At 50.9% G+C, this 21,979-nt stretch carries 25 protein-coding genes and 1 tRNA gene; all 26 read left to right on the top strand.

From position 1 onward, the window contains the following. The first annotated feature begins 21 nt into the window (after nt 1–21). Nucleotides 22–2,682 (top strand): mechanosensitive ion channel protein MscS, encoded by a 2,661-nt coding sequence (locus CWO84_RS09335; protein ID WP_240618012.1) that lies wholly within the window; start codon nt 22–24, stop codon nt 2,680–2,682. Between the two features lie 20 nt (nt 2,683–2,702). Continuing rightward, on the top strand, nt 2,703–3,392 hold the full coding sequence (locus CWO84_RS24905) for a mechanosensitive ion channel domain-containing protein (protein ID WP_240618013.1): 690 nt from the start codon (nt 2,703–2,705) through the stop codon (nt 3,390–3,392). 83 nt (nt 3,393–3,475) lie between these two features. After that, the gene (gene nrdR, locus CWO84_RS09340) at nt 3,476–3,934 is read left to right on the top strand and encodes a transcriptional regulator NrdR (protein ID WP_033158646.1); all 459 of its coding nucleotides are present in this window, start codon (nt 3,476–3,478) and stop codon (nt 3,932–3,934) included. Then, complete coding sequence (gene ribD / locus CWO84_RS09345; RefSeq protein ID WP_101052412.1) at nt 3,924–5,015, top strand: bifunctional diaminohydroxyphosphoribosylaminopyrimidine deaminase/5-amino-6-(5-phosphoribosylamino)uracil reductase RibD; 1,092 nt, start codon at nt 3,924–3,926, stop codon at nt 5,013–5,015. The genes nrdR and ribD overlap by 11 nt, the downstream gene beginning before the upstream one ends. A 22-nt stretch (nt 5,016–5,037) precedes the next feature. Next, nucleotides 5,038–5,280: a hypothetical protein gene (locus tag CWO84_RS09350; RefSeq protein WP_101052413.1), complete on the top strand. Its 243-nt coding sequence runs from the start codon at nt 5,038–5,040 to the stop codon at nt 5,278–5,280. A gap of 36 nt (nt 5,281–5,316) precedes the next feature. Further along, nucleotides 5,317–5,973 carry a riboflavin synthase gene (locus tag CWO84_RS09355; protein ID WP_101052414.1) on the top strand — a complete coding sequence of 219 codons (657 nt, stop codon included), beginning with the start codon at nt 5,317–5,319 and terminating at the stop codon, nt 5,971–5,973. After that, entirely contained in the window at nt 5,970–7,082 is a 1,113-nt protein-coding gene (gene ribBA, locus CWO84_RS09360; RefSeq protein WP_101052415.1) for a bifunctional 3,4-dihydroxy-2-butanone-4-phosphate synthase/GTP cyclohydrolase II, read from the top strand. The genes CWO84_RS09355 and ribBA overlap by 4 nt, the downstream gene beginning before the upstream one ends. Nucleotides 7,083–7,144: 62 nt before the next feature. Then, a complete protein-coding gene (gene ribE, locus CWO84_RS09365; protein ID WP_033158641.1) occupies nt 7,145–7,621 on the top strand; it encodes a 6,7-dimethyl-8-ribityllumazine synthase in 477 nt (158 codons plus the stop codon). Next, a complete protein-coding gene (nusB, locus tag CWO84_RS09370; protein ID WP_033158640.1) occupies nt 7,621–8,064 on the top strand; it encodes a transcription antitermination factor NusB in 444 nt (147 codons plus the stop codon). Before ribE ends, nusB begins: the two co-directional genes overlap by 1 nt. After that, complete coding sequence (gene thiL / locus CWO84_RS09375; RefSeq protein ID WP_033158639.1) at nt 8,064–8,996, top strand: thiamine-phosphate kinase; 933 nt, start codon at nt 8,064–8,066, stop codon at nt 8,994–8,996. Before nusB ends, thiL begins: the two co-directional genes overlap by 1 nt. Continuing rightward, nucleotides 8,980–9,492 (top strand): phosphatidylglycerophosphatase A, encoded by a 513-nt coding sequence (locus CWO84_RS09380; protein WP_033158638.1) that lies wholly within the window; start codon nt 8,980–8,982, stop codon nt 9,490–9,492. Before thiL ends, CWO84_RS09380 begins: the two co-directional genes overlap by 17 nt. Before the next feature lie 177 nt (nt 9,493–9,669). Then, on the top strand, nt 9,670–10,500 hold the full coding sequence (locus tag CWO84_RS09385) for a heme-binding protein (RefSeq protein ID WP_033158637.1): 831 nt from the start codon (nt 9,670–9,672) through the stop codon (nt 10,498–10,500). A gap of 119 nt (nt 10,501–10,619) precedes the next feature. Beyond that, nucleotides 10,620–10,696: transfer RNA gene (locus tag CWO84_RS09390), tRNA-Met, on the top strand. A 145-nt stretch (nt 10,697–10,841) separates the two neighbouring features. Continuing rightward, nucleotides 10,842–11,198, top strand: coding sequence for a hypothetical protein (locus tag CWO84_RS09395; protein WP_084153419.1), 357 nt, complete (start codon nt 10,842–10,844; stop codon nt 11,196–11,198). Between the two features lies 1 nt (nt 11,199). Continuing rightward, nucleotides 11,200–11,742 carry a hypothetical protein gene (locus tag CWO84_RS09400; protein ID WP_084153417.1) on the top strand — a complete coding sequence of 181 codons (543 nt, stop codon included), beginning with the start codon at nt 11,200–11,202 and terminating at the stop codon, nt 11,740–11,742. Beyond that, entirely contained in the window at nt 11,742–12,815 is a 1,074-nt protein-coding gene (locus CWO84_RS09405) for a site-specific integrase (protein ID WP_033158635.1), read from the top strand. Before CWO84_RS09400 ends, CWO84_RS09405 begins: the two co-directional genes overlap by 1 nt. Nucleotides 12,816–12,817: 2 nt before the next feature. Continuing rightward, complete coding sequence (locus tag CWO84_RS09410) at nt 12,818–13,270, top strand: hypothetical protein (protein ID WP_033158634.1); 453 nt, start codon at nt 12,818–12,820, stop codon at nt 13,268–13,270. A gap of 44 nt (nt 13,271–13,314) precedes the next feature. Next, nucleotides 13,315–13,644: a type II toxin-antitoxin system RelE/ParE family toxin gene (locus CWO84_RS09415; RefSeq protein ID WP_033158633.1), complete on the top strand. Its 330-nt coding sequence runs from the start codon at nt 13,315–13,317 to the stop codon at nt 13,642–13,644. Continuing rightward, entirely contained in the window at nt 13,637–13,951 is a 315-nt protein-coding gene (locus CWO84_RS09420; RefSeq protein WP_033158632.1) for an addiction module antidote protein, read from the top strand. The genes CWO84_RS09415 and CWO84_RS09420 overlap by 8 nt, the downstream gene beginning before the upstream one ends. Next, entirely contained in the window at nt 13,948–14,247 is a 300-nt protein-coding gene (locus CWO84_RS09425) for a HigA family addiction module antitoxin (protein ID WP_101052416.1), read from the top strand. Before CWO84_RS09420 ends, CWO84_RS09425 begins: the two co-directional genes overlap by 4 nt. Before the next feature lie 112 nt (nt 14,248–14,359). Continuing rightward, complete coding sequence (locus CWO84_RS09430) at nt 14,360–15,409, top strand: hypothetical protein (protein WP_033158630.1); 1,050 nt, start codon at nt 14,360–14,362, stop codon at nt 15,407–15,409. Between the two features lie 277 nt (nt 15,410–15,686). Then, on the top strand, nt 15,687–15,938 hold the full coding sequence (locus CWO84_RS09435) for a hypothetical protein (RefSeq protein WP_033158629.1): 252 nt from the start codon (nt 15,687–15,689) through the stop codon (nt 15,936–15,938). A 245-nt stretch (nt 15,939–16,183) separates the two neighbouring features. Next, a complete protein-coding gene (locus CWO84_RS09440) occupies nt 16,184–18,418 on the top strand; it encodes a bifunctional DNA primase/polymerase (RefSeq protein WP_101052417.1) in 2,235 nt (744 codons plus the stop codon). A 739-nt stretch (nt 18,419–19,157) separates the two neighbouring features. Continuing rightward, entirely contained in the window at nt 19,158–19,943 is a 786-nt protein-coding gene (locus CWO84_RS09450; RefSeq protein WP_051670363.1) for a head maturation protease, ClpP-related, read from the top strand. 26 nt (nt 19,944–19,969) lie between these two features. Beyond that, complete coding sequence (locus CWO84_RS09455; RefSeq protein ID WP_033158627.1) at nt 19,970–21,316, top strand: phage major capsid protein; 1,347 nt, start codon at nt 19,970–19,972, stop codon at nt 21,314–21,316. A 62-nt stretch (nt 21,317–21,378) separates the two neighbouring features. After that, nucleotides 21,379–21,876 carry a hypothetical protein gene (locus CWO84_RS09460; protein WP_033158626.1) on the top strand — a complete coding sequence of 166 codons (498 nt, stop codon included), beginning with the start codon at nt 21,379–21,381 and terminating at the stop codon, nt 21,874–21,876. The last annotated feature ends 103 nt before the right edge of the window (nt 21,877–21,979 follow it).

The following is a 21,979-nucleotide window of genomic DNA, read 5'->3' on the forward strand; positions in this document are numbered from 1 at the left end:
TATTTTTTATCCAGCCAACGCATGAAACCAAATTTTTTAAGACCCGGCTTTGCCTTTTGTTTGCTGTTTTTGTTGATCAGTTTAAACCTTGCCCACGCCGCAAATCAAAACCCGCCCAACAAAACGCTGTCGCATACCGATATACAGCAACGTATTCAAGTCATCAAAGATAAGCAGAATCTGCCTGAAGAACAGAAAAACCGGATTTTGGCGGCGTATCACGAAAGTGAAGATAACCTCAACGAATTGGAGGCACAGGACGCGCAAGCCGAATCCTTCAAGCAGGCTTTAAACAGCCTACCGATAGAAATGAAGCAATTGGCAAGGCAAATAGCTGAGGCCGAGAGCAATTTAAAAAATAGGAAGTCTGAGAAGCTGGTGATTTTTCCGACGGATGAGTTGGAGCAACGCCTGCTTATCGAAAAAACCAAGCTTAGCGATTTAGACGCCGAAATCAGCCGTATTGAAGCGACTTTGGGCGAATTGAACAGCCGGCCGCAATGGATTCGGGAAAAAGTCTCCGAAATCAAGAGCAAACAGACTTCCAGTCAGCAGGAACAGCAGAGTTTGGCATCCAGGGCTGACGACAATCTATATCAAAAAGAGGCCAGGCAGATACAACTAGATAGCCGGATTCGTCTGTTAAACAGCACGCTGAAAACGCTGGAATTGGAAAATCTTAGTAATCCCTTGCAACTGCAAGCTAACAAGGATCGTGTACATCTGTTGACCCTGCAACGGGAGCAGCAGAGTTTACTAATTGCTGACCTCGATAATTTCTTGCTGGAGCGGCGCCAACAGGAAACTGATAAAGAGCAGGCAGCATTATTGCAGGCCGAAAAGGACGCGGAGGGCAAACATCCGTTGATTCGGGCTGCCACGAAAGAGAACATGCAGTTCAACCGCAGTTTGCAGGAAATCAATAAAAACATGGAGCAGTACTCGCTCCAAAAAAATGAAATAGACGTTCGATATAAGCAGCTGGAGAAAGATTTTCAGAGCGCCGAGCAAAAAATCAGCCTGGCGGGCTTAAGTCCTGCTTTGGGCAATTTACTGCGCGAACAGCGCCGTAACTTGCCCCAACGTAAACAATACGGCACCTTGAGTGAAGAGGTTCAAAACCAGATTGCCTTGACCAGTCTGGAAATGTTCAAGTTGGACGAGGCCAAAAAAAGTCTGGCCGATATTAACCAGGTGTTGCTGACGCGCATTGCCCAATTGCCGGCGGAGACGGACGAGTCGGAAAGGCTACGGGTGCGTACCGAGTTACGCATGTTGTTGAACGACCAGAAAGACCTGGTGGCAAGACTGGCGGGCGGGTATAACGACTACGGCCGGCTCTTGGGTGACGTTGATTTCAGTTTGCAGCAAATGTTGAGTATCGCCGATAAATTTAGCGGCTATCTGGATCAGCGTTTATTGTGGGTGCCTAGTGCGCCGGTTATCGACAAACATTATTTCCAGGAAATTTTTTCCTCATTGCTATGGTTCATGAGTCCGAGCAATTGGCTAGGTGTGGCGACGGCTTTTTGGGATGGCATCAACCATTTCCCGCTCCTGGTATTGGTGGGTTTGGGTATCGTAATACTACATTGGCGTTTCCGGGTTCGAATCAAGCAGCAACTCGCCGTGCTGTTAGCAAAAAAAGCTATCAATCACAATTTTGGCGATATTGTTTCCAGTCTGCTTTATCTGTTATTGATGTCTCTTTACGGGGCCTTGTTGATGGCCTGGATCGGTGGCGTGCTGATATTGAACGCGCGAGCCGATTTTTTCAGTCACTCGTTCGCCGCCGGTTTAATCGCTTCGGCCTTGTCATTGTGCCTGGTGCAATTCTTCTATCGATTATTTAGGCCGAGAGGTGTCGCGGATACCCTGTTCCATTGGTCTGATCACGCTATTTTGTTGTTGTACACGCAAATGAAGTGGGCCCGATTCATACTGGTGCCCTGCGTGTTTCTTATCTCAATGACCGGTAGTGATCTGTTCTCCGAACACAGTTATGCATTGGGCCGAACTGCGTTGATCGTGATGATGGCAACGATGGCCTATTTGTTTCACCGTCTGATGCACCCGCAGTCGGGATTGGCAAAAAACTGGTATTTGCAATCGGAAGGCTGGATTAGCCGCTTGCGCTATGTGTGGTACGCAATTGCGATTTTGGTACCCTTGGTAATCATCGGTTTTGGGGTGACGGGTTATTACCAAAGTGCGCTGGAACTGCAAGGCAAGTTGATAATGAGCTTGCGTTTGATATTTCTCACCGTATTGTTCCAAGGCTTGTTATTGCGTTGGTTGCGCAATACCGAACGCAAGCTGGCGTTGAAGAATGCGGAAAAAAAACGCAAGCAGGTCGAGCAAGCCGCCGTTAGCAGCGCCAATCTGGAAGGGGGGTATCCTGTCGAGGAGCAGTTGCTGGATATTTCCAAAATTAATCAGCAAAGCCATAAGTTGTTGACCACGGTGGTCATGGTGATCATGTTGGTCGGTTTCTGGATGATCTGGAGCGATATTTTACCGGCTTTGACGGTATTCGATCAGGTGGTGCTGTGGCAGCATAGTGAAATGGTGGACGGCAAGGAAATATTAGCGCCCATTACCTTGATCAATCTATTGATTTGTTTAGTGTATAGCGGACTGGCTTTTATATTTGCAGTAATTTTCCGGCTCTGGTCGATTTGATAACCGCCGGCAAGTTCGCGATGACCGCCGGTAGCCGTTACGCGCTGATTCAATTGGTGCGCTATTCACTGATTACCGTGGCCTTTCTGGCGATTGCCAACGAGCTTGGTGGCAGTTGGTCGCAAGTGCAATGGTTGGTGGCGGCGTTGTCGGTGGGTTTAGGTTTTGGTTTGCAGGAGATTTTCGCGAACATGGTGTCGGGCATTATTTTGTTGTTCGAGCGGCCGATTCGTGTGGGTGATACGGTCACGGTCGGCGATGTGACCGGCCGGGTCAGCCGCATTCAAATGCGGGCCACGCATATTGTCGACTGGGATAGAAAAGAGTTGGTAGTGCCGAATAAAACCTTTATTACCGATCGATTGATTAACTGGACGTTATCGGATACCGTCACCCGGGTGGTGGTGCCGGTCAGCGTGGCCTACGGCACCAGCGTGGAGATGGTCGAGAAAATTCTGGCTGATGCGGTAAAAAGTATCGAACAAGTACTGAGTGACCCGGAACCGTTGGTAATCTTTATTGGTTTTGGTGATAGCGCCCTACAGTTCAAAATTAACGTATTTGTCCGCGAACTCAGCGATAGGACGGTGGTTACCCATCGTCTGCACACGAAAATTTACGAAGCCTTGCTGGCCCATCATATTGAGATACCTTATCCGCAGCGCGATGTACACATCCGTTCGGTCGCGAAAGGCATATTGAACGAATGAGGTGCGGTTTATTAGCCGATTTCAATATAAAGCCATTCTGTAATAAAATGGCCGCCCTTTGAACCTGGCTTTGGCTCTTTAATATGCGTTGTCCGTTTTGCTCAGCACAAGATACTCGGGTAATCGATACCCGCTTGGCCGACGATGGCGATCAAGTCAAACGCCGCCGGGAATGCGTGGCCTGTAAAGAGCGGTTTACCACCTTTGAAGTGGTTGAATTGACCCTGCCGCGCATCATCAAACGCAACGGCGCTCGGCAGAGCTTTGACGAAGCTAAACTGCGGGCCGGCATGCAGCGAGCCTTGGAAAAACGCCCGGTACAAGTAGACGCTGTCGAGGCAGCACTCAGCCGGATCAAGAAAGCCCTGACGGCAAAAGGCGAGCGCGAGATTCCGGCTCGCGAATTGGGTGAACTGGTGATGCAAGAATTGCAAACACTCGATCATGTTGCTTTCGTACGCTTCGCCTCGGTGTATCGCAGCTTCCAGGATGTCTCCGAATTTACCGCGATGATCGAAAATCTGCAAAAGCATGACGTCTAGCCAAGACGCTGCCTATATGGCGCGTGCCGTCAAATTGGCGCAGAACGGTAAATACACGACCGACCCCAATCCGCATGTCGGCTGCGTGTTGGTCAAAGACGGCAAGGTGATTGCCGAGGGTTGGACACAACGCGCCGGGTTTGCCCATGCCGAAGTTGATGCGCTGGCCAAAACAGACAACGCACGAGGCTCGACAGCTTATGTGACATTGGAGCCTTGCAGCCATCATGGTAAAACCGGCCCGTGCTGCGAGGCATTAATCGCTGCCGGCATCAGCCGAGTCGTCGTGGCGATGCAGGATCCCAATCCACTGGTGGCTGGCCGCGGTTTGCAAAAACTCTGCGAAGCTGGCATTGAGGTGCTGGTCGGCGTCTTGCAGCAAGAAGCGGAAAAGCTAAACCAAGGCTTTTTTAAACGTATGCGGCTGGGTTTGCCGTGGATACGCAGCAAGCTGGCCATGAGCCTGGACGGCCGTACCGCGCTGGCCTCCGGCGAGAGTCAATGGATTACGTCCGCCCCCGCCAGGCAAGATGTGCAGATCTGGCGGGCGGCTAGCAGCGCCATTGTCACCGGCATCGACACGGTGTTGTACGACGATCCACAATTGAACGCGCGTGTGGATTTCGATGCAGTGCAGCCGGTCAAAGTGGTGCTGGATTCGCAATTACGCATGCCTTTGTCCGCCAAGCTGTTGGACAATGCGGTAGACGTCTGGATTATGACCTGTAGCGACGATGCGCTTAAACAGCAAAAATTACGCGATGTGGGTTGCAAAGTCTTTCAAGTCGATGAGCGGAATGGGCGTGCGGACTTGGTTCAGGTTTTTAAGTTGTTGGCCGAGCTACAAATCAACACGGTTTGGGTGGAGGCAGGTGCCACACTAAACGGTGCGCTGCTCGATAGTGGGCTGATCGATGAATGGTTGATTTACATGGCGCCCTGTGTATTGGGCGATCAAGCGCGCGGCCTGTTCACTCTGTCGGGCATATTGACCATGCAGGATAAAAAATGCCTGCGCCTGCTAGAAGCCCGGCAAATTGGACCGGATTTGAGATTGCGCTATCAAGCAAAAACTGATTGAAACGATGAAAAGTATTGTTGTAATGACATTGTTAATTAGCCTGCTGCCTGCTTGGGCGACGGCGGATGAGGACGATAAACCGGAAACCAGCACCTTGCAGATTCAAGGCGGCAAAGTGATCGGCGAAAAGCACGAAATCGAAGTCTACGATTATCATAGCGGCACCTATCAAACCTTTGATGTTTATCGTAAGCCGGCCAAGTCGCCAAACAAAGACACGGCCTCCCAAACCCCAAAGCCATCCACCGAGACCGCTCCGCGCTGATCGTAACGGACATTTTTACTTTTTAGAGTGATAACCATGTTTACCGGGATTATTTTAGCCATCGGCAAAATCAAGGCCATCCAGCCTAAAGGCGGCGATTGCCGGTTGATTATCGATACCGGCAAGCTGTCGCTGCGCGAATGCGCGTTGGGCGACAGCATCGCGGTGAATGGTATTTGCCTGACCGCCGTGGAGTTGGGCGAACATTATTTTTGCGCCGACGTTTCCAATGAGACCTTGTCGCGTACCACTTTAAAGACCGCAAGTACCGGTACGCCGGTGAATCTGGAGTTGGCGATGACGCCTTCCAGTCGGTTGGGCGGGCATATTGTCAGTGGTCATGTCGATGGTATTGGTAAAGTGGTTGAGAGACAGGCCGATGGCCGCTCGATTCGCTTCAAATTCAAGGCGCCGGATTCGCTGGCCAAATACATCGCCGAAAAAGGCTCGATTTGCATTAACGGCATCAGCCTGACTGTCAACACAGTTGATGGCGCTTATTTTTCCGTGAATATCGTGCCGCATACCTTACAAGAAACCACCTTGGGTCAAACCGAAGCCGGCAGCGAGGTAAATCTGGAAGTCGATTTGCTGGCCCGCTACTTGGAACGTCTGATGCAAGGGGAAGTCGCTGCTTACAGTCAAGGCGGCGTCACCGAGGCCTTATTACAAAACGCAGGCTTTATTAAATGAATAGCATAGAAGAAATCATAGCCGACCTTCGTCAAGGCAAGATGGTCATCATCATGGACGACGAAGATCGGGAAAACGAAGGCGATTTGTTGATGGCGGCGGCCTTTGCCCGGCCGGAAGATATTAATTTTATGGCTAAATACGGCCGCGGCCTGATTTGTCTGACCTTGACCCGCGAACGCTGTCAACAGTTGCGTTTACCTTTGATGGTCAGCGACAACAATACGCCGTACACCACCAATTTCACGGTGTCGATTGAAGCGGCTACAGGCGTGACCACCGGTATTTCCGCCGCCGACCGCGCGTTGACCGTGCAGGCGGCGGTAGCAAAAAACGCCCAGCCGAGTGATCTGGTGCAACCGGGGCATATTTTCCCGTTGATGGCACAAGCCGGCGGCGTACTGAATCGGGCCGGTCACACGGAAGCCGGGTGCGATCTGGCCAGGTTGGCAGGCGTGGAACCCGCGGCGGTGATTGTGGAAATTCTGAACGATGACGGCTCGATGGCGCGCAGGCCCGATCTGGAAGTTTTTGCCGAACAACACGGCCTTAAAATCGGCACGATTGCCGATTTGATTCACTACCGTATCAAACACGAAAACACCCTGGAGCGGATCAGCGAATGCGTCTATCCCACCGAATTCGGCGATTTCAGATTGTATGCCTACCAGGATTGTAACGACGACAATGTGCATCTGGCCTTAGTGATGGGCGATGTGGCCGGCGACGAGCCGGTGCTGGTGCGGGTCCACGCCCGCAACTTGATCGACGATTTATTGTTTTCCAAACGCAGCGATTGCAGTTTGCCGGTGCGGGAAGCCTTGAAAAATATCGCCGAAGCTGGGCGCGGGGTTTTGGTGATCATTCGCCAAAAAGAAAATAACAAGGATTTGGTGGAACTGATACATGCCTATCAAATGCAGGATCATGGCGTCAAAAACAGTCAGGATTTAAGTGCCGATTCGGATTGGCGCACCACGGGAGCCGGCTCACGTATCTTGTCGGATTTGGGTGTGCGGCGCCTGAAGGTGATGGGGGCTCAGAAAAAATACATCGGTCTGTCCGGCTTCGATTTGGAAGTCGTCGAACATATCGATTCAACGCATTAAGGCAGGGTCGATTCATTCGACACGTTTTACAGCATTTTAATCATTCAACAACAGGTAAACACATGGCAGCAGTCACTACTCTGGAAGGCAACTTTTCCGCGCAAGGCGGCAAGTTTTGCCTCGTTTCTTCACGCTTCAACAGCTTTATCGTCGAACAATTGGAAGGTGGTGCGATCGATGCCTTGGTGCGCCATGGCGCAGATAAAAACGACATCACTCTGGTCAAGGCGCCGGGTGCTTTCGAATTGCCGATGGTGGTGCAACGTATTGCTGCTACCAAAAAATACGATGCGATTATCGCTTTGGGCGCAGTGATTCGCGGCGGTACACCGCATTTTGAGTATGTGGCAGGCGAATGCGTGAAAGGTATCGCTCAGGTTGCCTTGCAATACGACGTACCGGTGGCTTTTGGGGTATTAACCGTAGACAGCATCGAGCAGGCTATCGAACGTGCCGGCACTAAAGCCGGTAACAAAGGCGCGGAAGCAGCGCTGTCGGCGATCGAAATGGTCAGTCTGTTCAACAACCTGGGTCGTTAATGAGTCAAGCAAAAACCAACGCTAGAAAGTGCGCGGTACAGGCGCTGTATCAATGGCAAATGTCCGGCGAGAGCCTGATCCGTATCGAAACGTATTTTCTGGAAGAAGAGCATCTGAAAGGCGCGCAAAAAACCTATTTCAGCGAATTGTTTCATGGCGTACCGAAACAATTGGCTGTGATCGACGCGGCCCTGGCCGAATTTGTCGATAGGCCGGTGGAAAAAATCGATCCGGTGGAGCGGGCGATTCTGCGCATCGGCGCTTACGAACTGATGAACCGCTTGGAAACGCCGTATAAAGTCATCATCAACGAAGGCGTCAATCTGGCTAAGGATTTCGGCGCCGACGGCAGTCATAAATATGTCAACGGCATTCTAGATAAAGTCGCACAGAAACAGCGTGCCGTCGAGATTGCCGCCAAGCAGGCGAAATCTCAAAACTGATGGCAGTCGCCGAGTTCGATTTGATCCGCCGCTATTTTGCGGTGCATGCTCCTAGGCATCCGTTTAATCAATTGGGCATAGGCGATGATTGCGCGTTACTGAACCTGCCGGCCGGCCTTCAATTGGCGGTCACCGCCGACACGATGGTCGAGAATGTGCATTTCTTTGCCGATGCCGATCCTGAATTGCTGGGGCATAAATTACTGGCGGTGAATCTTAGTGACTTGGCGGCCATGGGCGCCGAGCCTTTCGCGGTCACCTTGGCTTTGACTTTGCCTAAAGTCGATGAAAGCTGGCTGGAAGCGTTCTCACGAGGTTTTATCAATCTGGCGCGTCAGCACAATGTCGACCTGATTGGCGGCGATACGACGTCCGGACCGTTGACTTTGACGGTGCAGGCGATGGGCGCGGTGCCGCAGGGTAGGGCGCTATTGCGTTCCCGTGCCCAGGTTGGCGATTTGATATACGTTACCGGTCAGCTTGGTAACGCCGGCTTGGGTTTAAAAATTAAACAGGGTTATGTCTGCGCAGATCCGGAGTTGGCTTTGCGTTGCTTTAATCAGCCACAACCGCGAGTGTCGGAAGGTTTGGCGCTGCGCGGCATCGCTAATGCCTGTATCGATATTTCTGACGGATTAGCCGCCGATTTGGGGCACATTTTGCAGCAAAGCGGCGTCGGTGCGTGTTTGCAATGGGACAACTTGCCGCTATCCGCTTCAGTGGCAGAGTTCATCAATCACAGCGGCGATTGGCGTATGCCCTTGATTGCCGGGGACGATTACGAATTGTGTTTTACGGTGCCGGCAGATTGTTCTCACGCATTACCGGGGGCTACTTGCGTGGGGATTATCGAAGCCGAGCCGGGTTTGCGGATGCGTAAGGCTGGGCGCGTGGAGGCATTCGAGGTGAAGGGTTTTGAGCATTTTTCTTAGAGAGCACTACGGCAACGCACGTTTGACTGCGTTACAAATCGTCAAAGATCCCACCTTGCTTCTGGCGTTTGGTTTCGGTTCTGGGTTGGCTAAGAAAATGCCCGGTACGATGGGCACGCTCGCCGCGATTCCGCTATACCTTGCTTTACTGCAAACCAATGAGTGGATTTATCTGTCGGTGACGCTGATCAGCGTTTGCATCGGCATCTGGATTTGTGGTCAAGCCGCTAAAAAATTGGAAGTCCATGACTTCGGCGGTATTGTTTGGGATGAAGTCGCAGGATTTTTGATTACGATGACCGGCGTAACCTATTCCTGGCAGAGTCTATTGGCCGGTTTTCTGCTGTTCCGCTTGTTCGACATCGTCAAGCCATGGCCGATTAAATGGCTTGATAAGCATGTCCACGGTGGTTTCGGCATTATGCTGGACGACGTGGTGGCAGGGGTTTTTGCCGGCTTGATTATGCACTTCTGGTTTGATTTTCCGGCGAACTGAGTGAGTGTTGTTTTCATTCAACAAGCCAGTGGTTTTGGGGCATTGTTCTCATTTGACCCATGATAATTCATGCGACTAAAATCCATGCCGGTTTGGGGGATTAGTTGCGTGCAGCGAATGCCGCAAATATTAAGCTTCAAACCTAATAACTATACAAACACTTAGGAGGACTTTTTTATGAATACAAGATGGCTATTCGCTGCTTCACTTGTGATGCTGACCAGCGCTGGTGCGGCAATCGCCGATAAAGATAACAATAAAGGAGTGGGGCAAGCCTGTAGGGGCTTGCCTAATCACGCCACATTGAAAGCAGCACTTGACGATGCAGTGAGTGCGGAGGAAAGCGGGCTTAATTTGCATATGTGGGCCACTTTAGTCAACCGTGACGGCGTGGTTTGTGCCGTAGCGTTTTCCGGCACCAATCGGGGTGCACAGTGGCCGGCCAGTCGAGTTATCTCGGCGCAAAAAGCCAATACCGCCAATTCGCTGAGTCTCGATTCTTCCTCAGATTCCGCGGGTTCCGGCAAACCCAATGGTTTGGCGTTATCGACAGCGAATTTATATTCAGCCGTGCAACCTGGTGGTAGTTTGTTTGGACTTCAAGAGAGCAATCCCGTTGAAACGGGCGCTGCTTACGGCGGAAACCCAGGCTTAAATGGTACTCCTCAAGATCCTATGGTAGGGTCGAAAATTGGTGGTGTTAATGTATTCGGTGGTGGCCTGGGCTTGTACTCAGTCGGAAAAACGCTGGTCGGTGGCGTCGGTTTAAGCGGCGACACCTCTTGTGCCGATCATAATATCGCTTGGAGAGTCAGACATAATCTGGGGCTTGACCACATTGTCGGCGTCGGGGGAGTGAGTGGCGATCCACAGCGTCCTGATAATATCATTTTCGACATTACCGCCAATCCGAACGGTGGTACCGGAATTAGCGCAGGAGGTTTCGGCCATCCCACCTGTTTAAATACCGATCTGAATACAGCGGATTTGCCTGCCGGCCAACCTTAATCATCCGCTTTAAAAGCAACGGCAAGCAGATAAGGAACTTATCTGGTGACATTATTTAACAAATAGCATGTTTATTGCTTGCTAAATAATTTAAGGTCTGTATAATAAGTCAAATCAATCGCGGGGTGGAGCAGCTTGGTAGCTCGTCGGGCTCATAACCCGAAGGTCGTAGGTTCAAATCCTGCCCCCGCTACCAGATAACTGATTGATTCTTAAGGATAAGAATCATAAAGCCATCGGTTTAACACGTTGAAAAAAACGCCACAGGGCACCGTTTAGGGCACATGTGGATTTTTTCAAAAAGGTTCCAGAGAACCTGTGTTACATCGAGGGCTTTTTTTATGTCCGCAATAAATTCAAAACAAACCCCATCAACATCACGACCAGAACCTGGTGCTGATGTCCAAACGTTCAAACAAACAATCACTCAAATCGATCAAACTTCGCAAGAAGCGTTTGATTTAATCGAATTAATTTCAGACTTGCTTATTTGCGCGTCTGAAAGTACAAAATTTCATACCAACCCACGCCTTTTACGTAATGCGCTCCAGGCAATACACTCAATTGCCGTTGATGCACAGAACACCATCAATTGTTTGGCTGAGGATGTTGGCTGCAATTATTCGGAAAGCAGCCACTTGGTCTTCGATAGGTTTCCACAGGCCGTGGAGCCGTTAACTGGCCGCGGGGTGGAATGACATGACCACTATTCCTAAAAGTCAACACAACGCGGGTCCGGTCGTTACTTGTGTCATTTCAGATTATTTTCTATTTGACCGGTTTGCGCATTGTCCTTCATGCGGTGATCCTGAAGGGTTTTTCTTGCCTGCTGAGGTTTATCCGTATTTTCCCGACGGCGGCAGCGTGCAGTGCACGACATGCGGCGCCTACGACCACCCAGTCATTCGACTTTGGACTGTTCATCATCCTGACAATCATTTGTTGGCCTCTCCCGGCTTTCCCACAGAGGGTGAGGCGCGGCGCTTTGGCAACGTTTTTGGCCTGACAGGGTATTGCCTTCAAGATCTGCGCTGTTTTTATGTTGGCGAGGGTGATGACGATCCACGAAAAGGCATACTTTATTCCCTGTCACGGGGCCGAGACGTATATGAGCGATTGCTTGAATCGTTACCGGTAGACTCTGATCCGGAAACATTGCGGCAGCTTGCGTTATCACTCGACCTGAGAGACTACGCTTTGCCGCAATTTTCGGCAGCTTTCAGCGACGAGAGGCCCGCCTAATGGCCACCATCCGAAAAATTGAACGCCAGTCAGGTGTCGTCTATAAAGCGATCATCACCCAGCGCGGCATTGCAATAAAATCCAAAACCTTCACCCGCAAAGGCGATGCGCAAACCTGGGTAAAGCGCATCGAGTCAGACCATGAAATGATGGAGGCCTTGGGCTCGCGCGGTGCTGGTTTGCGGTTTGCTGATCTGGTCGACGAATACATGCGGCAATGGCAAGGCAAAGACGCAGTCAACCAAGCCAGGCGGGCCCAGTATTGGCAAACCTGCCTGGGCGATTATAAGTTGGTCGACATCAGCGCAGATATGATTCGCCAAAGGCTAAAAGCTTTTGAGGCTGGCAAGGTGCTGCGTGGCGATGGCGCCGGCAAGACCAAAGCAATTAATCGCGACCGCTCGCCGTCCACCGTCAATCGTTATCGCACCGTGCTGTCGGCGATTTTCAGATATGCGATTTTCGAGGGCTATGTTGTTGCCAACCCGGTCGCCCGGGTGGCCGCTCGCAAGGTGAACAACCAGATTAATCGATTCCTGGATGAAGGCGAACGGGTACGGCTGCTGGCTGCGTGTCAAAAATCAGACTGGGATAAGCTGCATTTGTTGGTGTTGATGGCGCTGACCTCCGGCATGCGTAAAGCCGAGCTGCTTAACCTCCGCTGGAGTGACATCGACTTCGAGAACAATCTGGCGAGGTTGGCAACCAGCAAAAACGGCGAACCCCGCTGGTGTCCGTTGCCGGATTTTGTAGTGGATCATCTACGCCCGCAGCGCCGGGTGGGTGCCGGCTTACTCTTTGCCAGCGAGAACAAGCCCGAACGACCGTTCGAGTTCAAAAAACATTGGGATAAGGCGTTGCGAGAAGCGGGAATAGAAAACTTCCGGTTCCACGATTTACGCCACAGTGCAGCCAGTTTACTGGCGATGGCCGGCGCTTCGTTATACGAAGTCGGCGAAGTGTTAGGCCACAAATCCACTCAAACCACCAAACGCTACGCGCATCTATCCACCGAGCACAAATCGAAGTTAGTCGAGCGTGTTATGACTGCCGCCATTCGGCAAGGGAGCTAATTATGAAAACCAATAAACCACTTTTTTCACACAGGTTCGCCTCAAATGCTGCCGATATTGAATCGGCAAGTGTCGAAGCCATTGGGCTTATCGTGGAGCGATCCAAGGCGATATCCAGTCTGTTGGCCCCCGAAATATCAGGCCATAAAATCTGTTCCACGTTACTGGCCAGCGTGATCGATGATTTGTCTATGATCGATGAGGTTGTTGGCCACTTTTATCAGCGCGCCGCCGCCGAAAAGGGTGCTGAAGCAACGATGGCCGATCAGGTAACACGCTTAGTGCAGCGCTCCAACGCTGTGTTGTGGGCCATGGATGGTGAATTTGAAACCCGGCCTCTAACGTCGGTGATATTCCAAGCGATCGTGTCGGATTTACAAGACATTGCCGATATTCTCGATGTTTACATGCAAAGCATTGCGGCGGAGTTGTCTAGCAGCGAAGCCAGCGCATAACGGTAAATTCCTTGCGGTTGCCTGTTTGTAACTTATAATTCACAATGTATCATGTTGAAGACTACCAGGCCGCCGATGGGCGCCTACCCTTCAAGGATTGGCTGTCAACCTTGGCGGATAGACAAGCGAAAGCCCGGGTATTAACCAGGGTGCAACGCATGGCCGCCGGTAATCTTGGCGACTGCAAGCCCATACAAGATGGCGTATGGGAACTGCGCATTGATTACGGTCCCGGCTATCGCGTGTATTACGCGCAGGCCGGTGCCAAGCTGCTGCTGTTACTGGTCGGTGGCGACAAGCGCAAACAGCAGGGCGACATCGACAAAGCCGTTGCCTATTGGAAAGACTGGAAGCAGAGAACAGACCATGAGTGAAGCATCAAAACCACACGACCAAACGGTTATCGAGCTATTACGCGAAGATCCTGATTTTGCCAATGAATATCTAGCGGCAGCGTTAGAAGAGGTGGACCAGCCCGGCGGCCGCGAAGCGTTATTGGCAGCACTACGCCAGATTGCGGAAGCGCAAGGTATGGCGGAAGTTGCCGAGCGCGCCGGTATTAAACGCGAAAGCTTATACCGGGCCTTGTCCCCCAAAGGCAACCCCACCATCAAAACCCTGCTGGCTGTTACTAAGGCGGTCGGGCTGAAACTGTCGGTACATCGGCAGGTGGCAGCATGACCGCCCAATTTAACCCGCCCCATCCAGGCAGTATTTTGAAAGAGGACATTTTGCCCGAGCTGGGTATAGGCGTTACCGAGGCGGCCGCGCAATTGGGCGTGTCGCGCGTGGCATTGTCGCGGGTCATTAACGGCAAGGCTGCGATCAGTGCGGAAATGGCGATTCGATTGGAAGCCTGGACCAGTGGCCCTGCTGCCAAAACCTGGGTGCGTATGCAGGCCGAGTATGACCTATGGCAGGCCCGCCAGAAACCACGCCCCAATGTCACGCCGGCAGCTCGACCAGAGGCGGCTTAACCTGTTTTACCAAGCCTAGCCCGACGGGGCGAAAAGCGGATTTCTCACCCGCCTGGCTTGGTATCTTTTTTGAGAATCACACTAGAGAGGTGTTGATGTGGTCATAGTTAGTATGACTGAGCGCGAGATCGATAGATGGGTCGCTAGCCAAAATTTGCCGCCTAGGGCGGGGTATTTGTTTCGGTATCCGTTTCTTGGTTTCGAAAATCCTCATTTTCAGGATTTCAAAAAAGCTCACGATATCATTCGTACATTCACTGTTTATGCTGCGCACGAAGGTGGCCACCTTGAAATAATCAGTCAGTTTATTGCCTCAAAAAATCACTGTGTCGAGTCGTTGCGAAAGATTTGTGAGCTTTTAGAAAGTGACGAACACATGATGATTTTTTGTTTCTGTTTACATAGAGCTTGGATGATTTGGGGAATCGGAAAAGAAAAAAGTGCGTGTGAATTAGGCTTATCACCCCTAGCAAAGGGCTGTTCACGGAGTAAAAAAGCTGATGAGATCAGGGGGCAAATCAAACAAAAAACGGAGGAAATTGTTGGGTTAGTCAATGGTTTGGCTGAAATTGGTGGCGTTCATTGGATTAGTGGCCCTCAATCCTCGATTTATGCTGCATTGCTACAACGCGCGGTCGATATTCAATCAAACTCGCTGCCTGAGCCTATTCGACAGTGGGCAGATTGGGTCGCTTATGACGCATCCGACGGTGTCTTGGCGCAAAAATTCCAGAAATTTAGTGGTGATATTGGGGCTTTTTATGGCACGGATTTTCCTATGCCGACATTTGAAAGCTTGATGCTTGCCTATGGGCAACAAGTTGCTGAAGATTTTGGTCGTAACTCTCCTTATCGGGATGCGCTGAAGGCTTCAAAACGAAAGGAGTTTAACCCTGCATTTTTTGCCAGGGGGTTTCTCGGGTTGCTTAGCCGTATGGTTGATGATGGGCTGTTGCCGGAGAAAATCAAAACTCTCCGCCGGGTTGACTTCGATAGGTTGTTCAATCCTCCTTTTCCAGTGGTTGAATTTAAGAGATATGTCGATTCGGATTGGCGGAAAGATATAGATACAACTGCTGAAGAACATGAACGCAAGCAGAAAAAGGAAGATAAACGCAAAAATAAGGCAATAAATACCGCAAAATCTCCAGCAAATATCTGATAAATAAGGGGAAAGATAATATGTAAAAACAGACATATTATCTTTCTTACATCGCTCCAAACCATTCGCATAATGTCCGTAATGCTGCGAAACGCGGCAGAACTTCACACGCTAGAGGCGGCATTGATGCAAACAAATCAAAACCATTTGATTTTCCCTCGCTTGGACCCTGAAACTCCTTGACTGCCTTTGTATTCTTTGATCTGCGCGACAATATGTCCAGGCGCTTTGAGTCGCTTTCAAATTTCAACACCATGAATATTAATGAGGAATAACTATGGAAAAACAACAAGGCAACTTTGCCGGCGCTTGCGCCGGTTTGAATGATGTTTCTCTAGGGGAGATTATTATTCTTGAAAAATTCCAGGAAAAGTACGCTGACAAGTTCACACCCGGTCAATTGACTTGGTTCATGCGTAATCGCGCGCGCAATGGATTGTCAAAGTCCGGCGCGGTGATTTTGTCGGCCAGAAAGTTTTACATCAACGAGCGATTATTTACGAAGTGGTTTGCTAGTCAAAAAGCCTAATTCTCTTTCAGACGACTTATCAACGTGGCCGCGCGGATTGCGGTCGAGTCGGACCGATGGCAAATGAGAATGGGTGATTTTGATGACGAAGTTTAAAAACTGTTACAAAAAGCAGGAACCTATGTGGCAATGCCGGCTATGCTGCGGCACCTGCAAAAAGCGCTTAATGCGTGAGGGCTATTGCGTGACGTGCTTGCGGGGTAACCGGGTGGCATTCGTTACCGAGCATTACAAGAAGGCGCTCAATGCCAGCAATTGAATCCCGATTTGAGTACGCATTGAAGTATGCGGCGCTGGGCTGGCCAGTGTTGCCGTTGCACTGGATTACCGAGCGGGGTATATGCAGCTGCGGCAAAACTGATTGCCGGTCTGCTGGCAAACATCCGCTATTGCAGAAAGGGCTGCTTGATGCCGCTACGGATACAAAGACATTAAATGCCTGGTTTAAAAAATGGCCTAAGGCGAATATCGGTATTCGAACCGGCGCGGCCTCTGGTTTTTTTGTACTCGATGTTGATCCTCGCCATGGTGGCGATGATGCGCTGGAGCAGATGAAGCGTGAACTCGGCCCAATCCCGGATGATGTGGTACAGGTGACCGGTTCAGGTGGTAGTCATATTTGTTTCAAATATGCCGGTCAAGAGTGTGTGTCGACAACCAACTTTTACCCGGGGATCGATCTTCGCGGGGATGGTGGGTTTATTGTTGTCGAACCATCCAATCATGTGACGGGTGGCAAATATTATTGGGATGGTGATTCGCCTTTGGAAGGTGCATCTTTGCCGGATATGCCAAGTAACCTTCTAGCAAAGTTACGCGCTAAAAAGCGGGCGATCCTGCCGCAATCTGAACCAGCGGTCGCAAATCCTTTAGCGGCGGTTGAAGTTAAGAAAATCCGCGCGGCACTGGGGTTTATTCCAGACTTTGACGACAGAGACCAATGGCGCACCATAGGCATGGCGTTACACTCAACCGGGGCAGGTGATCAGGCTTTTGGGTTGTGGGGTGAGTGGTCGCAGCAGTCGGACAAGTTCAACCTGGCTGATCAGCGGCGAGTTTGGAATTCATTCAAGCCGGGTGGCGGGGTAAACCTGGCTACCTTGTTTGGTATTGCCAAAGGCAACGGTTATTCGCCGCCGGAAGTATCTCGACCACCTGAGCCGCCTTTGTCGGTTTATGCGACTGAAGCCACTCAGACAGAAACATCAAAACCAGCGCAGGCAAATAAATCAAAGCGTAAACCCAATGCGGCCCCGCCAGGCAATACTGAGCAATTTCAGCGCTTTGTATTTCTGAAAAATCACAATCGGATATTCGATACCGTGACGCGCAACGAGTTGAGTCGAGACGGTTTCGACGGTGCGTTTCTGCATGTCTTTCCTGATCACAAACCATCGGCTGTTTTTCTAAAAAATCCAGCCACTATCAAGGTTGACGGTCTGATTTATCTGCCTGGCGAAACGGATAACCCGGTTCATCGTGACGGTGCGGTGCTTTGGAATATTTGGCGCGATCCTGGCGTCAGTTTACCTGATGAGGCTACGCGGGAGGACGTGGAGCTGTGGCTTGAGCACCTAAATTATCTGTATCCGAATCGGGAGGAACAGAATCATTTGCTAGATTGGATGGCTTGCACGTTGCAGCGTCCGTCGACCAAGATTAATCATGCGATTTTAATCGCTGGGAACATGGGAGTGGGTAAGGATATGTTGTTAAACCCGCTGCGGTACGGGCTTGGGGAAGCCAATATCTGTGAGCCGCCGGCGGGGGAATTGAAAGAGACATTCACCGATTATTTACACCATTCCAAGTTGGTTATTTTTCAAGAAATTCAGATTTTCGAGGGGTTGAACCTTGAAAACAAATTAAAGCCCATGCTGGCATCGCCGCCCGAAATGTTGAGGGTTCGGTTGTTTGGTCGTGGTTTTTACGAAACACCAAACATCGTTCAGGCCATCTTTATGAGCAACTACAAAGATGCTCTGCATATATCTGAAAACGATAGGCGATACTTTGCGGTGTGGACTGACGCGAAACCAATGCCAAAAGACTATTACGATCAATTAGGAGTCTGGCTTGATGGTGGTGGCAATGGTCTGGTGGTCCGTTGGTTGCTGGATCGAGACCTTAGCGACTTCAATCCCAAGCAACCAGCACCATTGACCCGGTTCAAATCAGAGCTGATCGGCACAAGCAAGTCACCGCTCAAACACCAGATTGAGGACATGATTGCTGCGGGCGATTATCCGTTCAACGTTGATTGTGTGCGGTCTATCGATGTGGCCAAAGCCATGCGCGATAAATACAGCGCCAAATCTATCGGGGTGGTGATGGCTGAGTTGGGGTGTTTGCCGATGATGTGTAAGCGCTCGACCGGCAAACGCGAGAAGGTTGCCTTATTTGCGGTGCGGGATGTTGAGGAGTGGCGGCAGCAGTCGGCCATCAAGTGGCTGGATGAGTATGACGCACGAAGAGATTAGTCACCATGTGCCCCTATTTATTATTGTCAACGGGACAGATAACGGGACGCGCTAAGACCTTGCTATCCGTGGGCTGAGGGGCCATGTGTCCCCTTGTCCCCTTATTTTTCACACATGTTAGAGATATAGAGAGTAACGGTAATAACAGGACACTTATGCAAACACACGAAAGAAAGCAGTATCAAAAAAACCAGGGGACAAGGGGACGGATTGCCGCCAAAGCCACGCACGACGCGGCTTGTAGCCGTCCCCTTGTTGAAAAAATACGGGTGATCCGTCCCGTTATCTTGGGCTGCTGTCCAAGGGGGCGGGTGGAAAGTCAAACGCAACCCCAGGCTAGACCGATAGCAATTAGTTTCTTGCAGGCGCGCGAGTTTTGGGATGGGGGTATAGCAATGGGGGGGGGTGAAAAGTCATGAGGTTCGTTACCCGTGACCCGTTAGCCAGCTANTTATTTAGGATTTTTTGAATAGAAAAAGCCCATTATGTTATTGATATTATTAAGGAAAGATAATCGTGCATATTTTGCCTATATCTTTCTGTTATCGGCAATCCTGCGTGTTAGATTGGCATCAACCTCTACCGGAGTGATTCCGGTAAGGCTAGCGAACCAGTGAGATGCTGGCCGCGATCAGACAAACCTTCTGCTGCGAGATGCAGCAACAGCACATGTCAATCGTATTGTTTAAACCACGATTTTAATCGACGGCTTTCTGTCGTCTTTTGTGCGAGACAACCAATGAAAAACTGGTATCAAATTAAAAACCTAACGGCAGCTATCGCCAAAATCAGCATCTTTAACGAGATTGGGCTTGGTGGCATTACGGCGGCAGAATTCATTGCCGAATTACGGGCGCTGGGTAACGTTACCACGCTAGAGCTTAACATTCATTCACCTGGCGGCAGCCTGTTGGATGGCTTGGCGATTTATAACGCGCTGAAAAACCATCCGGCCAAAATATTGGGACATGTCGACGGCCTGGCGGCCAGCGCGGCCTCGATCATACTGATGGCCGCTGACCGGATCAGCATGCCGGAAGATGCTTTCCTGATGATCCACAACGCCCAAGGCGGGGCTTATGGCGATGCGGCAGAGCTGCGCGATATGGCGGACCTGATGGATAAGATCCAAAGCAGCGCCGCCGACATCTATGTGCGGCGTACCGGCTTAGACCGCCAAGCGATTGTCGACATGATGAGCAAAGAGACCTGGATGTCAGCGGCGGAAGCCAAGGCGTTAGGGTTTTGCGATGAGGTTATAGGTCGTGTTGGCTTGGCAGCCAAATCCCGGCCCTTTGACCACCGCTTCAAGATGTCGCCCATGAGTGAGCCGGACTTCGATGAAGTGGAGAACGAGCGAGACTTTGAGCGACTGCTTCGAGACTTGCATTTCACTAAGCGTGAAGCAACCGCCTTTGTGAGCAGATTGAAAAACGTGGTCAATCGGCCCGCAGTCGACAACGCCGACGACGAAATTATGGAACGATTGGAAAATTTAAAAATACCCAAATCGATCCTCAACTAAACACATTTTTTACAGGAATTATATTTATGAAGACTTTTAAATTTATCGGCCTTTGCATGGCTTCCTTTGGGCTGCTGGTCCTGGCTTTCAATGTTGGCGCCGCACCTCATGAGGTCGCCGCCGGACTGTCCGGACTGTCCGGACTGGCCGCACTGGATCACAGTCAGTTATTCACTGGCCTGCTGATGGCGGGCACGGTTGGCAGCTCCGACGCGGTTATGAAACTGCTGGACGGCGTGGAAAAATCACTGGCCGACTTCCAAATGAAAGCCCAGAGAGAGCTTCAGGAGTCTAATCGGGTCTCTACCGAAACCAGCAACGCATTGGAAGCAGTTCAATTGAAACAGCGCGAATTGGCTGACACAGTTTTGTTACTGCAACAAAAAGCGGTCGCTGGTGGCGATGGCGGCAGTTTTAGCGGGCTTTCTAAAGGTTGGGGTGGTCAAATCGTTAACAACGCGGCCTTCAACGAGATGATGCGCGGGGGCCGGGCGCGGGCGAAATTCGATATTCAGAATAATACGTTAACCGGTAGCGGTAATATTGGCGGCGTCGACCGTCGCCCCGGTATCGTGCCGGGGGCCTTTTCGCCGCTGCGCGTTGAGGATTTATTCCAGCATTTTCCGACCGATTCGCCGTTGATTGAATACAGCCGTGAGAACGTGTTTACCAATGCTGCTGCAGAGACCGCGGAAGGGGGATCTTCGAGTGAATCCAGCTTAACTGTCACCCTGGTTCAACAACCCGTATCGATCGTCACGCACTTTATGAAGGTCAGCAAACAACTGGCGGCGGATAACGCCCTCATGGCCGCGTACATCAACGCCCGCCTGATGTACGGCGTTCAACGCCGTGTTGATGCACAAATTGTGAACGGTAACGGTGTGGCGCCGAATATGAGCGGGTTGCTGCAAACCGGGAATTTCAGCGCGCACGGCTACACCGCCGCACAGGTCGGCACGCCGTTGCCAAAGCATCGCTTAATCCGCAAGGTGATAGCAGATTTGCGCTCAGCGGGCTATACGCCGGGCGCCATATTGCTTAATCCGGCGGACTGGTTAGCGTTTGATTTAGATCTGTTGTCCTCCACGCCGGCGGCTGTCAGTTCAAGTGATATCGCCAATGGCTTCCAGCAGATTTTGTTCGGCGTGCCGGTCGTCGAGACAAGCTCGGTGACAATCGATACCTTCGCGGTTCTCGATGCCTTAGCCGCTGCGTCGATCTTTGATCGGCAGGATGTAGGGATTGAAGTGTCAGATAGCGATGGCGACAACTTCACCAAGGGCTTGCTTACTGTGAAAGCCGAGCGCCGCCTGGCGCTTGCTATCGAGCAAACAGGAGCAATTCGCGGCGGTGATTTAACCCCAGCGTAATCAACTCGCAACCGGGTTATGGCTTAGGTCGTAGCCCGGCCATTAATGGATGGAGAGCTAGTATGAAATTCTTAGAAAGTATCCTGAAAAAATCGCGAATTATCGATGAGCTGTTTCAGAACGATTTGCAAGAACGCTCGGACGACAGACAGGCTTGTGCTGAAAAAATCCAGAGTTTATCCAAAGCGTTGCGCGATTTGCCAACCGATCAGCTTGCACAAGCCGAGAAAGAGGTTGCCGACTCGACGCTTAAGCTAGCGCAAGCCCAGCGCAAATATAGCGAGCTGGCCACGGAGATCGAAGGCAGACGGCGCAAATTGTTGTCAGCTATTCAAGCCGAGGAACAAAAACTACAGCAGTTGAAACCGTTAATCATTCAGCAGGCCGTCAATAATCTGCATGAACGGGTACAGTCTGCCGGTCCGTTAACGCCCAATAAAACGGGCCTGCTCAACGGCATATATGAAGAATTGCGCGCCTTGCCCCTGGTTGTCGATGACAAACGATTGCTTTCATGTATTGCCGATATTGACGGCCGCATCCAAGCGATTTTTAGCTAAATGCGCCAGTCCAACAAACTCGCTGGCGATCATATCAAAAGCGAGCTAATTCACTTTGGCGTTATTGACAGGCCACCCTGGCAGCGAGCCGGATTCTTTACCT

The sequence above is a fragment of the Methylomonas sp. Kb3 genome (genome assembly GCF_002834115.1).
Classification (GTDB): Bacteria; Pseudomonadota; Gammaproteobacteria; order Methylococcales; family Methylomonadaceae; genus Methylomonas; species Methylomonas defluvii.

Bases quoted from the DNA above. Each gene is read 5' to 3' on its own strand.
- CWO84_RS24905 (WP_240618013.1), top strand. From the start codon at position 2,703: ATGACCGCCGGTAGCCGTTACGCGCTGATTCAATTGGTGCGCTATTCA.
- CWO84_RS09415 (WP_033158633.1), top strand. From the start codon at position 13,315: ATGTATCATGTTGAAGACTACCAGGCCGCCGATGGGCGCCTACCCTTC.
- thiL (WP_033158639.1), top strand. From the start codon at position 8,064: ATGGCAGTCGCCGAGTTCGATTTGATCCGCCGCTATTTTGCGGTGCAT.
- CWO84_RS09425 (WP_101052416.1), top strand. From the start codon at position 13,948: ATGACCGCCCAATTTAACCCGCCCCATCCAGGCAGTATTTTGAAAGAG.
- ribD (WP_101052412.1), top strand. From the start codon at position 3,924: ATGACGTCTAGCCAAGACGCTGCCTATATGGCGCGTGCCGTCAAATTG.
- CWO84_RS09395 (WP_084153419.1), top strand. From the start codon at position 10,842: ATGTCCGCAATAAATTCAAAACAAACCCCATCAACATCACGACCAGAA.
- CWO84_RS09355 (WP_101052414.1), top strand. From the start codon at position 5,317: ATGTTTACCGGGATTATTTTAGCCATCGGCAAAATCAAGGCCATCCAG.
- ribBA (WP_101052415.1), top strand. From the start codon at position 5,970: ATGAATAGCATAGAAGAAATCATAGCCGACCTTCGTCAAGGCAAGATG.
- CWO84_RS09440 (WP_101052417.1), top strand. From the start codon at position 16,184: ATGCCAGCAATTGAATCCCGATTTGAGTACGCATTGAAGTATGCGGCG.
- CWO84_RS09350 (WP_101052413.1), top strand. From the start codon at position 5,038: ATGACATTGTTAATTAGCCTGCTGCCTGCTTGGGCGACGGCGGATGAG.
- CWO84_RS09450 (WP_051670363.1), top strand. From the start codon at position 19,158: ATGAAAAACTGGTATCAAATTAAAAACCTAACGGCAGCTATCGCCAAA.
- CWO84_RS09430 (WP_033158630.1), top strand. From the start codon at position 14,360: ATGACTGAGCGCGAGATCGATAGATGGGTCGCTAGCCAAAATTTGCCG.
- CWO84_RS09435 (WP_033158629.1), top strand. From the start codon at position 15,687: ATGGAAAAACAACAAGGCAACTTTGCCGGCGCTTGCGCCGGTTTGAAT.
- CWO84_RS09405 (WP_033158635.1), top strand. From the start codon at position 11,742: ATGGCCACCATCCGAAAAATTGAACGCCAGTCAGGTGTCGTCTATAAA.
- CWO84_RS09410 (WP_033158634.1), top strand. From the start codon at position 12,818: ATGAAAACCAATAAACCACTTTTTTCACACAGGTTCGCCTCAAATGCT.
- nusB (WP_033158640.1), top strand. From the start codon at position 7,621: ATGAGTCAAGCAAAAACCAACGCTAGAAAGTGCGCGGTACAGGCGCTG.
- CWO84_RS09335 (WP_240618012.1), top strand. From the start codon at position 22: ATGAAACCAAATTTTTTAAGACCCGGCTTTGCCTTTTGTTTGCTGTTT.
- CWO84_RS09420 (WP_033158632.1), top strand. From the start codon at position 13,637: ATGAGTGAAGCATCAAAACCACACGACCAAACGGTTATCGAGCTATTA.
- ribE (WP_033158641.1), top strand. From the start codon at position 7,145: ATGGCAGCAGTCACTACTCTGGAAGGCAACTTTTCCGCGCAAGGCGGC.
- CWO84_RS09385 (WP_033158637.1), top strand. From the start codon at position 9,670: ATGAATACAAGATGGCTATTCGCTGCTTCACTTGTGATGCTGACCAGC.
- CWO84_RS09400 (WP_084153417.1), top strand. From the start codon at position 11,200: ATGACCACTATTCCTAAAAGTCAACACAACGCGGGTCCGGTCGTTACT.
- nrdR (WP_033158646.1), top strand. From the start codon at position 3,476: ATGCGTTGTCCGTTTTGCTCAGCACAAGATACTCGGGTAATCGATACC.
- CWO84_RS09455 (WP_033158627.1), top strand. From the start codon at position 19,970: ATGAAGACTTTTAAATTTATCGGCCTTTGCATGGCTTCCTTTGGGCTG.
- CWO84_RS09460 (WP_033158626.1), top strand. From the start codon at position 21,379: ATGAAATTCTTAGAAAGTATCCTGAAAAAATCGCGAATTATCGATGAG.